Here is a 14,668-nt window from a genome sequence, read left to right as displayed (position 1 = left end):
CTGCTGGACAAGTTTGCAGGGCTGGCGCGCACGGCACCGTACGGTTTTCCTTCAGGAATCACGGGCGCGTGGGCTAGAATCTGGCTGCGTCGTGCTACTCACGAGGCGGCAATGGCGCCATGACAAAAACCACCAGGAGACACAGTGAGCTTATTTAGAACCAAGAATTTGGATGACATGATCGCCCACAGCAAGAAACCGGGAGGCCTGGCGAAAGTGCTGGGGCCCTTCGACCTTGTCCTCATGGGCATCGGCGCCATCGTCGGCACGGGCATTTTCGTGCTCACCGGCACGGGCGCGCTGACGGCCGGCCCCGCGCTGTCGCTGTCGTTTGTCGTGGCGGCCGTCGCCTGCTGCTTCGCCGCCCTGTGCTACGCGGAATTCGCTTCCACCGTGCCCGTGGCAGGCTCCATCTACACGTACAGCTATGCCACCCTGGGCGAGCTGGCCGCCTGGATGATAGGCTGGGACTTGCTGCTCGAATACGGCCTGGCCGCCGCCGCCGTCTCCGTCGGCTGGTCCGGCTATTTCCAGTCGCTGCTGTCGGGCTTTGGCATCGCCCTGCCCGTGGCCCTGACTGCCGCACCGGGTGCCCTGCCCGGCGTGACCACCTTCATCAACCTGCCGGCCCTCGTCATCATGCTGGCCCTGACGGCCATGCTGGGCTGGGGCGTGCGCGAATCGGCGCGCCTGAACAACATCATGGTGGCCATCAAGGTGGGCGTGGTGCTGCTGTTCATCATTTTCGGCGCGCGCCACGTGCAGCCAGCCAACTGGCAGCCCTACATGCCGTTCGGCTACCACGGCATGCTGAGCGCGGCCGCCCTCGTCTTCTTCGCCTTCATCGGCTTCGACGCCGTCACCTCTGCCGCAGAGGAAGTCAAGAAACCGTCGCGCGACCTGCCGATCGGCATCATCGGTTCCCTGGCCGTGTGCGCCGTGCTGTACGTGGTCGTCTCGGCCATCATGACGGGCATCGTGCCGTACCAAAAATTCCTCGGCGTCGACCATCCCGTCTCGCTGGCCCTGCAGTATGCAGGCGAAAACTGGATCGCCGGCTTCGTCGACCTGGGCGCCATCCTCGGCATGACCACCGTGATCCTCGTGATGGCTTTCGGCCAGACGCGCATCATCTTCGCCATGTCGCGCGACGGCTTGCTGCCCAAGCGCCTGTCGACCGTGCACCCGCGCTTCCACACGCCGTTCTTCGCCACCTGGCTGGTCGGCATCGTCTTCGGCCTGATCGCCGCCGTGATCCCGCTCAACATCCTCGCCGAACTGATCAACATTGGTACTTTGGCCGCCTTCACCATGGTCTCGATTGCCGTGGTGGTGCTGCGCAAGAAGCGCCCGGACCTGCCGCGCGCCTTCCGCTGCCCCGGCGTGCCCTACGTGCCGGCGCTGGCCGTGATCCTGTGCGTGGGTCTGATGACCTTCCTCAGCTGGGTCACCTGGCTGGCCTTTTCCATCTGGCTGGTGATCGGCCTGGTCATCTACTTCGGCTACGCGCGCCGCCGTTCGCTGCTGCACCCGCAACAGTAAAAAGTCCCCGGCAGCGACACATCCTGTCGCTGCCGCAGTTAAGATGGCGGTCTCGCAACCACCGCAGGCCGCCATCCATGCAACGTTCCCCCGACCTCATCGCACAACTGGACCAGAGCACGGACCAGCTCAAGCGCGCGCGCCTGCGCAACATGCAGTGGCTGGCCGTCGGCTTGCTGCTGCTGGCCGCGCTGGTCTTCGCCGTGGCCCGCTCGCAGCGGGACGGCCACCCCGCCTGGGGCTATGTGGAAGCATTCGCCGAAGCGGCCATGGTGGGGGCGATCGCCGACTGGTTCGCCGTCGTCGCCCTGTTCCGCCACCCGCTGGGCATCCCCCTGTGGCATACGGCCATCATCCCGAACAGCAAGGCCGACATCGGCCGCAGCCTGGGCGCCTTCGTGGAAAACCATTTCATTACCGAACAAGGCATCGCCGAACGCATCGCGCAAGCCGATCCCGCCGCGCGCCTGGGCGCCTGGCTCGGTGACGAGAGCCACGCCCGGCAGCTGGGCATGGCCAGCGCCAGCGTCGCCAGACAGCTGCTGGCGATGGCCAACCACCAGCAACTGGGGCGATTGCTGCGCGAGCAAGCCAGCAACTACCTGGGACAATTGAATGTATCGGACGTGGCGGCCGACTGCATCGATGCGCTGATCGCCGACGGCAAGCCGCAGGAACTGCTGGACTTCCTGCTCGACCGCAGCGCCGCCTACCTCGACGACGAGACGCATCACGCGGCCATCGGCGACTTCGTGCTGGGCGCTTTCCAGATCGAGAACGCACTCGTGAAAAAGGCCGTGAAAGCGTATGAACCGCGCATGATCGCCTCGCTGCAAAAATTCGCCCTCGCCGTGCGCGTCGATCCGCAGCACCCGCTGCGCCAGCGCATCGCCGGCTGGATCGCCGACAGCGCCCTGCACCTGAAGGCCGACCCGCAGTGGCAGGAAACCGTGCGCCGCTACCAGCTGCAACTGATCGCCAGCGATACCGTGCAAGCCATGCTGGGCGACGTCTGGAAGCACCTCAGCACGCGCCTGCTGACCGAACTGCACGCGGACCAGCCCTTGCTGGCGCAAGCCATCGCCAGCCTGGCACGCAACACGGGCAAGGTGCTGGAAACGGACAAAGCTGCGCGGGCATGGCTGAACGACGCCATCGTCGCCGGCAGCGGCTCGCTGGTGCGCCGCTACCGGGGGGAGGTGGGCGCCTTCATCGCCGCCCGCCTGGACTTGTGGAGCAAGGATGAAATGAGCGAGCGCATCGAACTGGCCATCGGGCGCGACCTGCAATTCATCCGCATCAACGGCACCATCGTGGGCGGCCTGGCCGGCTTGCTGATTTACGCCGCCAGCCACGCGTTTTAAGCGCGTTAATCTCCCCTTCACCAACGCGGCACGGCGCTGGGCGGCGCCGCATGCGAGGGAAAATGCGGCAGCACTTCCTGCGCCAGTTCCTGCAGCACTTCCGCGGCCGGGCGCTGGCCATGCTGGATGCCCAGCGCCGCATGGTTGACACCCGCTTCGCGCCATTCACCGAGCAAATCGATCAAGCCCTTGCGCCCCGTGCGCAGCACATAGCCGCTGCGAACGGGCGTGCGCGGGTAGTCGGGGTCGTCCACCAAGTCCAGCCACTCATTGCACATGTGGGGGCGGAAGCCGCCATCCGGGATGCACCGGCGCCAGGCGCGGATCTTGTCCGCCAGCCGGCGCGGCCCTTCCGGCGTATCCGTCGCTTCCGGATACGTCAGCCAGCCGTCCGCATGGCGCCCTATCCATGCCAAAGGCTGGCCCGAGGAACTGGTGACGACCAGGGGAATGGCGCCCGCCACGGGCTTGGGCAGCAGTTCCAGGCCCTCGATGCTGCCCAGCGGGCCTTTGACGCTGGCGGGGCCGGCGCGCAGCAACTGGCGGAACAGCTGCACGGCCTGCGCATAGCGCTCGCCGCGCGTGGCGTACGGCACGCCATACGCGGGAAATTCGCTGGCGCGGTCGCCCGACGCCGTGCCCAGCACCAGGCGTCCTCCCGACAGCTGGTCGATGCTGGCGGCCGCCTTGGCCAGGTCGATGGGGTGGCGCAGGGTAAAGATGGCGCTACCCGTGGCCAAGGCCAGCGAGTCCGTACGCGCCGCCAGGTAAGCGAGGTAGGTCCACGGGTCGAACAGCTGGCCCGCATCGCCGAAGCGCGGGTCGAACAGGGGAATGTCGCGCACCCAGGCGGCGGCAAAGCCCTGCCTGTCCATGGCGGCGACCAGGTCGGCCTGGCCGGCCAGCGCCCGCATGTCGCCCTGGTAAAAGCGCAGCGGCAGATAAATGCCGACGGTGAGCGCGCCGGGCGCGAACATGCGGCGGTAGCCGCGGTGCTGCGTGAAGGCTTGCGATGAAGCGCCTTGCGTGATGTCCATGCTCATATTGTTCCTTGATAAAAATCAGGCGCCCGTCGCGGGCGCGGGAATGGTGATGCCCAGCTGCACGGCCGGGCGGGCCGCCACGCGGGCGTACCAGGCGCCCACGTGCGGCCAGTCATCGAGCTTGAAACCGATCAGGTCGGCGATATGCAGCCAGCCAAAGCTGGCGATGTCGGCGATGGAATAGGCGTCGCCGCCCAGGTAGGCGTGGTTCGCCAGGCGGCCATCCATGCTGGACAGCGCCGCGCCGCACAACTGGCGAAAGTGCGCCGTGGCGGCCGCATTCGCGCCTGCCTCGGCGATCTCGAAATGCACGCGCTGGCCCAGCATCGGCCCCATGCTGGCCGCGTGGAATTGCAGCCAGGTGATGGCGGCCCAGCGCTGCGCGGGCGCCTTCGGCAGCAGCCGCCCCGTTTTCCCGGCCAGGTACAGCAGGATGGCGGCCGATTCGAACACGGTGACGCCCGTGTCGTGGTCGACCAGCACGGGAATGCGTCCATGCGGATTGAGGGCCAGGAAAGCGGGCAAGCGGTGTTCGCCCTGCTCGATGCGCACGTGGCGCAATTGGTAGGGCAAACCCAGTTCGGCCAGCGCGATGGTGGCTTTGAAACCGTTGGGCGAGCTGTCGGTGTAGAGTTCAAGCGAACCGGCCGGGGATGTGATGCTGTGCATGGAGTGTCCTGTTGATATAGTTTTACTGAAGTACAATCAGCCTTGTAAACACCGCCATCCTCGTTGTTATCCTCAAAGAATGGAAACGATGATTTTTAGTGTCTGGCTATAGAAAAACTATATCAATGAAACATCCTTTACCACTCCAGGCGTTGCGCGCCTTTGTCGAAGTGGGCCAGCGCGGCAGCATCAAGGCGGCCGCCGAGGCGCTGCACGTGACGTCGGGCGCCGTCAGCCAGCAAATCCGCCTGCTCGAAGATCGGGTCGGCATGCCCCTGTTTACGCGCGAACGCCAGGGCCTGCGCCTGACCGAGGCGGGCGCCAGGGTCCACCCCGCCCTGCTGGGCGCCTTCGCGCAGATCGCCGGCGCCAGCCAGGCGCTGGAAGACATGGGCGCGCGCCAGACGCTGACCGTCAGCACGGTCGCCACGTTTGCCGCCGCGTGGCTGGTGCCGAGGCTGGGCCGCTTCAACCAGCGCCATCCGCAAATCGAGGTACGCGTGGAAGCGACATCGGCCCTCGTCGACCTGCGCCGCGACCGGGTCGACGTGGCCTTGCGCCACGGCCTGGGCGACTATCCGGGCTTGCAGGTGACACGCTTGATGGCGCCCGTGCTGGTACCCGTCGCCAGCCCAGCCCTGATGGCGGGCCAGCCGTCCATCGCCACGCCGGCCGATTGCCTGCGCTACCCGCTGCTGCACGATACGGACCGCGCCGACTGGACCCTGTGGCTGGCCGCGCACGGCGCGCCGGACGACAGCGAGGATGCGGCGCGGGCGCTGCGCGGCTCGGCCTTCGAAGATGATTTTCTGTTGATACGCGCGGCCGAGGCGGGCCAGGGCCTGGCCCTGGTGCCGCAGCTGTACGCGCAGGAGGAGATCGCCGCCGGGCGCCTGGTGCAAGTGCTGGACTTGCCCTGGCCCGCGCGCTTTGCCTACTATCTGGTGACGCGGCCCGACGCGGCCACGCGCCCCGCCGTGCAGGCCTTCATGGCATGGATCTGCGAGGAAGCGCAGGCCGCGCGCTAGAGTGCATGGCCGCCGGCCGCGCACGACACCACGCCGCACATGGTGGTAAACAGCACCGGCACGCCGGCGCGCCCCGTGGCGATGCAGGCCGCAGCCGGCACCACGGCCAGCAACAGGGCCAGGTAGCCGATTGCCTTCAGGCGCCGCGCGGAAGAACGACGCACGCCCCCGGCTGCCCCGCGTAAATAGCCTCTGGCCGCCTCTTCGTTGCCGCTTGCCGACATTTTCGTATGCATGTCCATCTCCTCCATCCATAGTGACCGGTCTTGCCTCACTGCATTTTGCTACATAAATTTACCAAATACAATAAATAAATTCACGAATAAATCGCTTTTCTTTATTTCATCACGAAAAACAATGAAATTACGATATTCGATTAAATCTTTTTTAGTCGCACTTGCCATCAGGCGGCAAGCCACATGGGCACGCATCCGGTCAAACTTGATGTAGATCATAATTTTTTGAACAAGCTCTTGCTATCCTGTAAAAAAATGACGGGAGCACCGGATGAGCAAGACGCAGCCGAGCGACGCGCAGCACAACGTGGAACATGAGCGCCTGGGCAGCGCCTGGCAAGGCGTGCCGGCGCCCGGCTATCCGGAAAGCGCGCCGGAAGGCGCCACCCTGGATCTGCTGCTGAACGCCTGGCTGGGCAAGTTCACGGGCGGCATTTCGCCGGCCGCGCTGGGCAACGCGTATGCCGACTGGCTCGGCCACCTGGCGCTGGCGCCATCGAAGCAGCAAGCCCTGCTACAGGAAGCCTGGAAGAAGATCGGCCGCTGGCAACAGTACGCCATGCAATCGGCCCTGACCGGCGGCGACGCCAAACCGTGCATCGCGCCGCTGCCGCAGGACCGGCGCTTCGACGACCCGGCCTGGCGGCGCTGGCCGTACAACCTCGTCTACCAGGGCTTTTTGCTGCAGCAGCAGTGGTGGCACCGCGCCACCACGGGCGTGCGCGGCGTCTCGCCGCACCACGAGGATGTCGTCACGTTCACCGTGCGCCAGTGGCTCGACATGCTGGCGCCGTCGAACTTCGTGCCGACCAATCCCGTGGTGCAGCAATCGGCCCTGGAAAGCGGCTGCGCCAGCCTGGCGCGCGGCGCAGCGCATGCGGCCGCCGACTGGCAGCGCGCCGCCATGGGGCCGTATGCGCCCGACACGCGCCGTTACCAGGCAGGCCAGAACGTGGCCGTCACGCCGGGCAAGGTGGTCTACCGCAACGACCTGATCGAATTGATACAGTACGCGCCCACGACGGCGACGGTGCACGCGACGCCGCTGCTGTTCGTGCCGGCGTGGATCATGAAGTTCTATATTCTCGACCTGTCGCCGCACAATTCGCTGGTGCGCTACCTGGTGGACCAGGGCCACACGGTGTTCATGATTTCCTGGAAAAACCCGACGGAAGAAGACCGCGAGCTGTCGCTGGAAGACTACCGCCAGCTGGGCGTGATGGACGCGCTTGACGCCGTTGCCAGCATCGCGGGCGCGCCGCAGGTGCACGCTGTCGGCTACTGCCTGGGCGGCACCCTGCTGGCGATCGCCGCCGCGACCATGGCGCGCGATGGCGATGCGCGCCTGGCCAGCCTCACCATGCTGGCGTCGCAGGTGGACTTCAAGGAGCCGGGCGAACTGTCGCTGTTCATCGACGAGAGCCAGGTCAGCTTCCTGGAAGCGGCCATGTGGAAGCAGGGTTACCTCGACACGAAGCAGATGGCGGGCGCCTTCCAGCTGCTGCGCTCGAACGATCTGATCTGGTCGCGCCAGCTGCGCCACTACCTGCTGGGACAAGACGAGCAGGACAGCGACCTGATGGCCTGGAACGGCGACGCCACGCGCATGCCCTGCCGCATGCATTCGGAATACCTGCGCCGCCTGTTCCTGCACAACGACCTGGCCGAAGGCCGCTACCGCACGGCCGGCCGCCACATCGCCCTGCCCGACATCGATGCGCCCATCTTTGCCGTCGGCACCCTGACGGACCACGTGGCGCCATGGCGCTCCGTGTATAAACTGCAGCTGCTGACCGACACCGACGTCACCTTTTTGCTGACCTCGGGCGGCCACAATGCTGGCGTGGTCTCGCCGCCGGGCCAGCCGCGCCGCAGCTACCAGCTGGCCACGCACCGCCACGATGCGCCCTACATCGATGCGGACAGCTGGCAGCGCGACGTGCCGCAGCATGACGGTTCGTGGTGGCCCGCCTGGCAAGCCTGGCTGGAAGAACGCGCGAGCGCGCAAGTGGCGCCGCCGGCGATGGGGCCCGACCTGGGCGATGCGCCGGGCCGCTACGTGCTGCAAACCTGATCACCGACAACCGAGCGACAATCTAGCGACAATCTAGCGACAACCGAGGAAAACGCCATGCCCTACACCACCCTGCTGGTCCACGTCGACAATTCGCGCCACTGCGCCCAGCGCATCCGCCTGGCCGTGCGCCTGGCCGTCACCGACGGCGCCCACCTGATCGGCTCGGCCATGAGCGGCATCTCGCGCTACGCGTATGGCGGCGGCGTCAACGCGCTGCAGTTCGCGCCGGCGCAGATGCAGGCGCTGCGCACCCAGGCCAGCGAGGCCTTGCACGACTTCGAGCGCATCGCCCGCGAGGAAGGCCTGGGCAGTTACGAGACGCGCTTCGTCGACGACGACGCGCAAGGCGCGCTGCTGCTGCAGGCGCGCTATTGCGACTTGCTGATCCTCGGCCAGACCGATGCGCAGGATACGCCGTCGCGCGTCATCGCCGGCACGGCCGAATACCTGATGCTCCACTGCGGCCGGCCCGTGCTGATGGTGCCGTACGCGCCGTCCGCCGCGCCGGCGGGCATCGCGCAGCATCCGCTGCTGGCCTGGAACGGCAGCGCAGAAGCGCTGCGCGCCATCACCGATGCGCTGCCGCTGCTGCAGGGGGCGCGGCAGGTAACGCTGGCCGTCGTCAATTCGCACGCCCAGCCGGCCGCGCATGGCGAGCAGCCGGGCGCCGACCTGGCCCTGTACCTGGCGCGCCATGGCGTCAACGTCGAGGTGCTGCAGCACGACACGCCGCCGGGCCAGGACGTGGGCGCGGCCCTGCTGTCCATGGCCGCCCAGCGACACTGCGACCTGGTCGTGATGGGCTGCTACGGCCACATGCGCCTGCGCGAAGCGCTGCTGGGCGGCGTCACGCGCACGGTGCTGCAGGAGATGACCTTGCCGGTGCTGGTGTCGCACTAGCCGCCACCGCGTGCTGGCCATCACGCACCGCGGCTATGGCCAATCGGGCAAACCGCTTCGCACCGGCGCCGGCAACGAGCTGACCCTGTTCGCCGGCAGCCGCCATGTGTGGGTCAAACCCGAGCACTACCATGACAGCTTTTGCCAGGATCTCGACGCGGAAGAAGGCGCCGTGCTGGGCGTGGTGCAGAAAGCACCGCTGGCCAGCACCTTTGGCGACACCGTCAGCGACCCGGCCTGGAAGCACAAACCCAGCTGGTACCAGGTGTCCACTGCCGACCGCATGGCGGCGCGCCTGAGCGCCAGGAAAGTCATCACCCTGAACGCCAGCCACGCGTCGCTGGCCTCGCGCCCCATCGAAGTGGCGGCGCTGATACTGGAGGCGGCAAGCGAGGTGGCAAGCGGCTAAACCTGCCGGCTACAGCCACCCCTCGCGCTTCAGGCGCCGGTGCAGCCAGTAGCAGCCGGCGATGATGACGACGATCACGGCCGGATAGCTGCCGCGCCACTTCAGTTCCGGCATGAATTCGAAGTTCATGCCGTACAGGCTGAATACCATGGTGGGCACGGCCAGGATGGCGGCCCAGGCGGCCAGGCGCTTGACGACCTCGTTCTGGCGGATCGAAATTTGCCCCAGCGCCACCTGCATGGCTGAATTGACCAGCTCGCGCATCTGACCAGCCGTATGCGTGACCCGTTTGACGTGGTCGAGAATGTCGCGGTAATAGATGCGGTTTTCCTTGGGCACGATGTCGCCATGGAAGCGGATCAGCTGGGTGCAGATGTCGTGCAGCGGGTTGACGGCCGCGTCGAGCTTGAGCAGTTCCGTCTTAAGCTGGTAAAAATCCTGTAGCTTGTCCTCGCTCAAACTGGGCTTGAACAGCTGCAATTCATAGTGCTGAAACTTCGCCTGCAAATGGTCGATGCAGGGCTGGTACTGGTCGACGATGAAGTCGATGATGGAATACAGCACGTAACCAGGGCCGCTGGCCAGTTTCTCGGGCACGCTTTCTTTGCGTTCGCGCAACTTCGCATAGCCGGCCGAGGGGCCGTGGCGCACCGTGATGATGAAGCGGGGGCCGAGAAAGACGTGGGTTTCGCCGTAGACGATGGCCTCGCCGTCCAGCGTGGCCGTGTGCACCACCATGAACAGGGTGTCGCCATACTCTTCCAGCTTGGGCCTCTCGTGCGCGCCCTGCGCATCCTCGACGGCCAGTTCGTGCAAGCCAAACGCCGATTGCAGCGCCTGCATGGCCGTGGCATCGGGACTGGCCATGCCGATCCAGACGAAGCAATCGGGGTCGCCGAGAAAGTCGCCCACCTTGTCGATGTCGAAATGCGCGATCTTCTTGCCGTCGCGATAGGCTTCGCAATTGACGACGGCGGCGTGGGTACTCAAGTCCATGGTGGTTTTCGGCTAAGGGCGGCAATATCGGGGGGCAAGTATAGCGGAAAGACCATGATGACCCTGCCAACGAAGCTGCCATATTCACATTCTGGCACGCCAATTTGAAATGCCGCTGGCAGCCGTCTCCTGAACACGCGCTGGGCCATGGCTGGATATCCGAACCGCCATATTGGCCAACGCGACCAGAGAGCAGCACCGACGTGACACTGTCCGGCCCATTCACCCTGGGCGGACGCCTGACGCGATGGGACAAGAACCGCATCGGTTATAACAGCAGCGCCCGTTTTGCCTTCGCCAAGAGCAAGTTCGTGCCGTATGCAAACGTGGTGGTGGACCTGAACGACACGTATTCGATGGATGCCAGGCACTCCGCCACGTCCCCAGCATGCATGCCATGCGGTATTCGCCTTGCCGCTGTCTCTTCGCAATCAGCATTTTTCAGATACGGCATTCAAAACCATTTGATGATAAACATGGTCCAATCCGAAATTTTGTTTTCATACGGAAATATGTTGACAATAAATGAATAAATCCGGACTATGTGGGCGATCAAGCTGACTATGCCTTCGTATAAGAATACCCGGATAGGGAGGTAAAGGTCGAACGTACTCCGCGATACTAAAGCTGATTCACCAGCATGCCGACAGGACCAAAGATGAAAGACACATACCACTTGCGCGCCGTTCACAGTTTTACTTCTGGAATGCTTGCTGAAGACCAATGGGCTGACAAGCCGCGAATCGCAAGCAACACTGGCGCGTTTGCGCAACGATCCTGATGGCTACCCTTTCCCGCCTCCTGGCAGACTTTCTATGGCCTTCCCTTGAAAAAAAATATCTACGCCGTCAAAAAGAGGAAAATGACATATTCGAAAAGGAGGTTGAAAAACTCTCCAACTCATACAAGCACTACGATTTTTTTTCTGATTCGTGGAATCGCAATGTAAAATCAGTCCAAGGGGAAAAAGAAAAACAAAGCCATAAAATTAATTTGGACGTCATTCTCCATATTGCAATATTAGCTTTTCTTTTCGTAGCAGGATGTGTTTTTTTCTTCATTGGCAAAGCGCATCTCGACCTGCCAATGACGAGATTTTTTTTCATCTTTGCTTGTGTCTACTTGCTTCTCCAATGGATTGCGGCGCTGCGCGCAATAATTAGAGGATTGACTGCGAAAGCATTCTTTACTTACCAGAACGGCGAAACAATTTATCCGCAGAATAAAATAAACAGCTTTTTGAATGAAAAAAATGAAGTATTATTTTACATTTCCTCGCTACATCAAATCAATCAAATAAAACTTGATAATCTTACGGTGGCAAGCCGGGCGATAAACAATTATCTATGGGCCATGCTTTTCTTTACTATCATGTTCATCATCTCGATGATGATCCCCGCATCCACTTCCCCCAGTATTGTCGCCAACGAAATCATTCAATCACAAAAACAGATAACAAGCACGCCAACAACAGATGGCAATGTCGCTGACGGCTTACGGATGACACTCTTCATTGCGCTGGCTGCCACTTTCGCGATGCTGGGCGCGGCGCTTTTTTTATTAGGGAAAACGTGGCGTCAGAAAATTGTCGGTGGAATAATGTTCGTTAGCGGTTCAATCTTGGGATTGGGAGGAAAAATCAAGTTTGATACCACGCTGTTCGCGCTGGACAACTTGGTCGGGGAAATTCAAGTCAAGCTCACCAAGGTTGAAAATACGGTCGATAATCCACGTCCGTACTATACGTTCATACGAAAAGTCGTGACGGTAGGTCCGTTTCCCGATGGAGGGCATTTGCTTGATGCGCACAGTACCGTAGAGTGTGTCCGCAATGCGCTGGTACGGTACGACAAGATACAGGTTGGTGGATGGGAAGTCATCGGACGGGTCGACAAGCGCCAGCTCAAGCCGCAACCGATGGGCATCTATGGCTCGAATCAGGCGCTGGCAATGGCGCGTGCCAGTTGGGTGGTCCAAAAAATATTGACGCCGCAAGCCACTTTTAATGTTGAACATGCCGTGATCTCGGTGGGCGGCGCACAAGGCATTGGCACCTCCGTGGGAGTAAACGACATGCAATCCGATCGCGCCGTCGATGTCTTTGCCATGGTCAATTCGCACAATGACAAAGGCGCGCTGGACGCGCTGCCCAAGCCCGTCATCTGCCCTTGAATGTAGCCTGAGAAAATGTAAAAACTACACCTCGCGCGGCGTATCCGGCAGTCTTGCCAGCAGCTTGTCCAACGTTACCGGATAGTCCCGCACCCGCACCCCCGTCGCGTTGTACACGGCGTTCGCGACAGCCGCCGCCACGCCGCAAATCCCCAGCTCGCCCACGCCCTTGGCTTTCATGGGCGAGGACATGGGGTCCGTTTCGTCCAGAAAAATGACGTCCTGGTGCGGGATGTCGGCGTGCACGGGCACTTCGTAGCTGGCCAGGTCGTGGTTGACGAAAAAGCCGCGGCGCTGGTCGACCACCAGTTCTTCCATCAGGGCCGCGCCCACGCCCATGGTCATGGCGCCGATGACCTGGCTGCGTGCCGCTTTCGGGTTCAGGATGCGGCCTGCCGCGCACACGGCCAGCATGCGGCGCACGCGCACTTCGCCCGTGTCGCCGTCCACGCCCACCTCCACGAAATGCGCGCCGAACGTCGATTGCTGGAATTTTTTATCGAGGTCGCCGTATTCCATGTGGTCTTCCGCGACGATGTCGCCATGGAACGCGGCGGCCGCGAGTGGCACGCTGCGGTCGCCCTGGCTCACCTGGCCATCAGAAAAGCGCGCCTCTTTCTCATCGAAGCCCAGCTTGGCGGCGATGGTCTGGCGCAGGCGCACGCAGGCCGCGTACACGCCAGCCGTGGAACTGTTGCCGCCCCACTGCCCGCCCGACCCGGCCGAAACGGGAAAATCCGAGTCGCCCAGGCGCACGACGACCTTGTTCAAGGTCACGCCCAGCATTTCCGCCGCCGTCTGGGCGATGATGGTATAGCTGCCTGTGCCGATGTCCGTCATGTCCGTTTCCACCGTGATCACGCCATTGCCATCGAGGCGCACCCTGGCGGCGGACTGCATGACGAGGTTGTTGCGGAAGGCCGCCGCCACGCCCATGCCCACGAGCCAGCGCCCGTCGCGCCGCATGCCCGGCTGCGTTGGTCTCTCCTTCCAGCCGAATTCCACGGCGCCCGTGCGCAGGCAGTCGATCAGGCGGCGCTGGGAAAACGGCCTGCCCGGTTTTTCCGGGTCCACTTTGGTGTCGTTCAGGATGCGAAAGACGATGGGATCCATTTTCAGCTTGTCGGCCATCTCGTCCATGGCGATTTCCAGCGCCATCAGGCCCGGCGCCTCGCCCGGCGCACGCATGGCATTGCCTTCCGGCAGGTCGAGCACGGCCAGGCGCATGACCGTCATGCGGTTTGGGCCCGCGTACAGCAACCGCGTCTGCATCACGGCCGTTTCCGGCTGCCCACCTTTGAGGTCGCCGGACCACGATTCATGGCCGATGGCCGTGATCTTGCCGTCGCGCGTGGCGCCGATGCGCAGGCGCTGGATGGTGGCGGGCCGGTGCGTCGTGTTGTTGATCATCAAGGGGCGCGCCAGGGCCACCTTGACGGGACGCTGGGCCGCGCGCGCGCCCAAGGCCGCCAGCAAGGCTTCCGCGCGCACGAACAGCTTGCCGCCGAAGCCGCCGCCGATGTACGGCGAAACGATCCGCACCTTGTCTTTCGCAATGCCAAGCGTACGGGCCAGGTCGCCACGGCCCCAGTCCACCATCTGGTTCGCCGTCCACACCGTCACCTTGTCGCCCTCCCAAGCCGCAATCGAGGCGTGCGGCTCCATCATGGCGTGCGACTGGTCAGGCGTCGTGTAGGTGGCGTCCAGGCGCACGGGCGCATTGGCAAAGGCGCCGGCGAAGTTGCCCGTCTTGCTGTCGGGCTTGCCGTCTTTCGGCTTGGTGGCCGTGCTTTTTGCCTTGGCCAGGTCGAAAACGCCCTTCTGCTCGACATATTTGACGTCCAGCAACTGCGCGGCCGAGCGGGCTTGTTCGAAGGTTTCCGCCACCACCAGCGCGATGGCCTGGTGGTAATGTTCAATGTCCGGCCCGCCCAGCAGCTTTGCCGTGTTCATCTTGCCTTTGCCCAATTTCCCAACCGATTCGGCCGTCACCACGGCCAGCACGCCGGGCGCGCGCCGCGCCGCGCTCGTGTCTATCGACGCGATGCGTCCCTTGGCAATCGCCGCGCCGACGACATGGCCGTAAGCGGCATGCGGCGCGGCCTTGTTCTGTTCATATGCATACGGCGCCGTGCCCGTGGTTTTCAGGGGGCCGTCGATGCGGTCCGTGGGACGGCCCACGACTTTCAGCTGGTCGATGGGATTGGTGGTCGCCGGTGTCGTAAATTTCAT

The 14,668-nt window shown here is 63.5% G+C and carries 12 protein-coding genes and 1 pseudogene; 8 read left to right on the top strand and 5 right to left on the bottom strand.

The window, feature by feature from the left end; translation table 11 throughout:
• Positions 1–144: 144 nt before the first annotated feature.
• Together P9875_RS14465 and P9875_RS14460 are read left to right on the top strand one after the other, a co-directional pair.
• Positions 145–1,542: an amino acid permease gene (locus tag P9875_RS14465; RefSeq protein WP_081922399.1), complete on the top strand. Its 1,398-nt coding sequence runs from the start codon at positions 145–147 to the stop codon at positions 1,540–1,542.
• 77 nt (positions 1,543–1,619) lie between these two features.
• Complete coding sequence (locus tag P9875_RS14460; protein WP_278315687.1) at positions 1,620–2,906, top strand: DUF445 domain-containing protein; 1,287 nt, start codon at positions 1,620–1,622, stop codon at positions 2,904–2,906.
• 17 nt (positions 2,907–2,923) lie between these two features.
• On the opposite strand, the gene P9875_RS14455 is transcribed toward P9875_RS14460, so the two are convergent.
• Positions 2,924–3,943 (bottom strand): LLM class oxidoreductase, encoded by a 1,020-nt coding sequence (locus tag P9875_RS14455; RefSeq protein WP_278318833.1) that lies wholly within the window; start codon positions 3,941–3,943, stop codon positions 2,924–2,926.
• Between the two features lie 24 nt (positions 3,944–3,967).
• A complete protein-coding gene (locus P9875_RS14450) occupies positions 3,968–4,618 on the bottom strand; it encodes a glutathione S-transferase family protein (protein WP_278315686.1) in 651 nt (216 codons plus the stop codon).
• Positions 4,619–4,743: 125 nt separating this feature from the next.
• Between P9875_RS14450 and gcvA the strand changes: the two genes are divergently transcribed.
• Positions 4,744–5,646, top strand: a complete 903-nt coding sequence (gene gcvA / locus P9875_RS14445; RefSeq protein ID WP_278315685.1) for a transcriptional regulator GcvA — start codon at positions 4,744–4,746, stop codon at positions 5,644–5,646.
• Here gcvA and P9875_RS14440 read toward each other — a convergent pair.
• Positions 5,643–5,882 (bottom strand): hypothetical protein, encoded by a 240-nt coding sequence (locus tag P9875_RS14440; RefSeq protein ID WP_278315684.1) that lies wholly within the window; start codon positions 5,880–5,882, stop codon positions 5,643–5,645. The two genes, gcvA and P9875_RS14440, sit on opposite strands and share 4 nt — an antisense overlap.
• Before the next feature lie 271 nt (positions 5,883–6,153).
• On the opposite strand from P9875_RS14440, the gene P9875_RS14435 reads away from it, so the two are divergent.
• The 3 genes and pseudogenes from P9875_RS14435 to P9875_RS14425 all read left to right on the top strand — a co-directional run.
• A complete protein-coding gene (locus tag P9875_RS14435; RefSeq protein ID WP_278315683.1) occupies positions 6,154–7,956 on the top strand; it encodes a PHA/PHB synthase family protein in 1,803 nt (600 codons plus the stop codon).
• Between the two features lie 57 nt (positions 7,957–8,013).
• Complete coding sequence (locus P9875_RS14430) at positions 8,014–8,859, top strand: universal stress protein (RefSeq protein ID WP_278315682.1); 846 nt, start codon at positions 8,014–8,016, stop codon at positions 8,857–8,859.
• 103 nt (positions 8,860–8,962) lie between these two features.
• A pseudogene (locus P9875_RS14425) lies at positions 8,963–9,268 on the top strand (alpha/beta hydrolase); the annotation flags it as partial.
• Between the two features lie 9 nt (positions 9,269–9,277).
• Here the strand turns inward: P9875_RS14425 and P9875_RS14420 are convergent.
• Positions 9,278–10,264, bottom strand: a complete 987-nt coding sequence (locus P9875_RS14420) for a magnesium and cobalt transport protein CorA (protein ID WP_099403440.1) — start codon at positions 10,262–10,264, stop codon at positions 9,278–9,280.
• A gap of 203 nt (positions 10,265–10,467) precedes the next feature.
• Between P9875_RS14420 and P9875_RS14415 the strand changes: the two genes are divergently transcribed.
• Together P9875_RS14415 and P9875_RS14410 are read left to right on the top strand one after the other, a co-directional pair.
• A complete protein-coding gene (locus P9875_RS14415) occupies positions 10,468–10,797 on the top strand; it encodes a hypothetical protein (protein ID WP_158300235.1) in 330 nt (109 codons plus the stop codon).
• 247 nt (positions 10,798–11,044) lie between these two features.
• Entirely contained in the window at positions 11,045–12,436 is a 1,392-nt protein-coding gene (locus P9875_RS14410; protein WP_278318778.1) for a hypothetical protein, read from the top strand.
• A gap of 24 nt (positions 12,437–12,460) precedes the next feature.
• Here P9875_RS14410 and paoC read toward each other — a convergent pair whose 3' ends face one another.
• A complete protein-coding gene (gene paoC, locus P9875_RS14405; protein ID WP_278318777.1) occupies positions 12,461–14,668 on the bottom strand; it encodes an aldehyde oxidoreductase molybdenum-binding subunit PaoC in 2,208 nt (735 codons plus the stop codon).

This window comes from Janthinobacterium rivuli (assembly GCF_029690045.1).
Taxonomy (GTDB): Bacteria; Pseudomonadota; Gammaproteobacteria; order Burkholderiales; family Burkholderiaceae_D; genus Janthinobacterium; species Janthinobacterium rivuli.
This window is presented reverse-complemented; position numbering and strand designations above follow the sequence as displayed.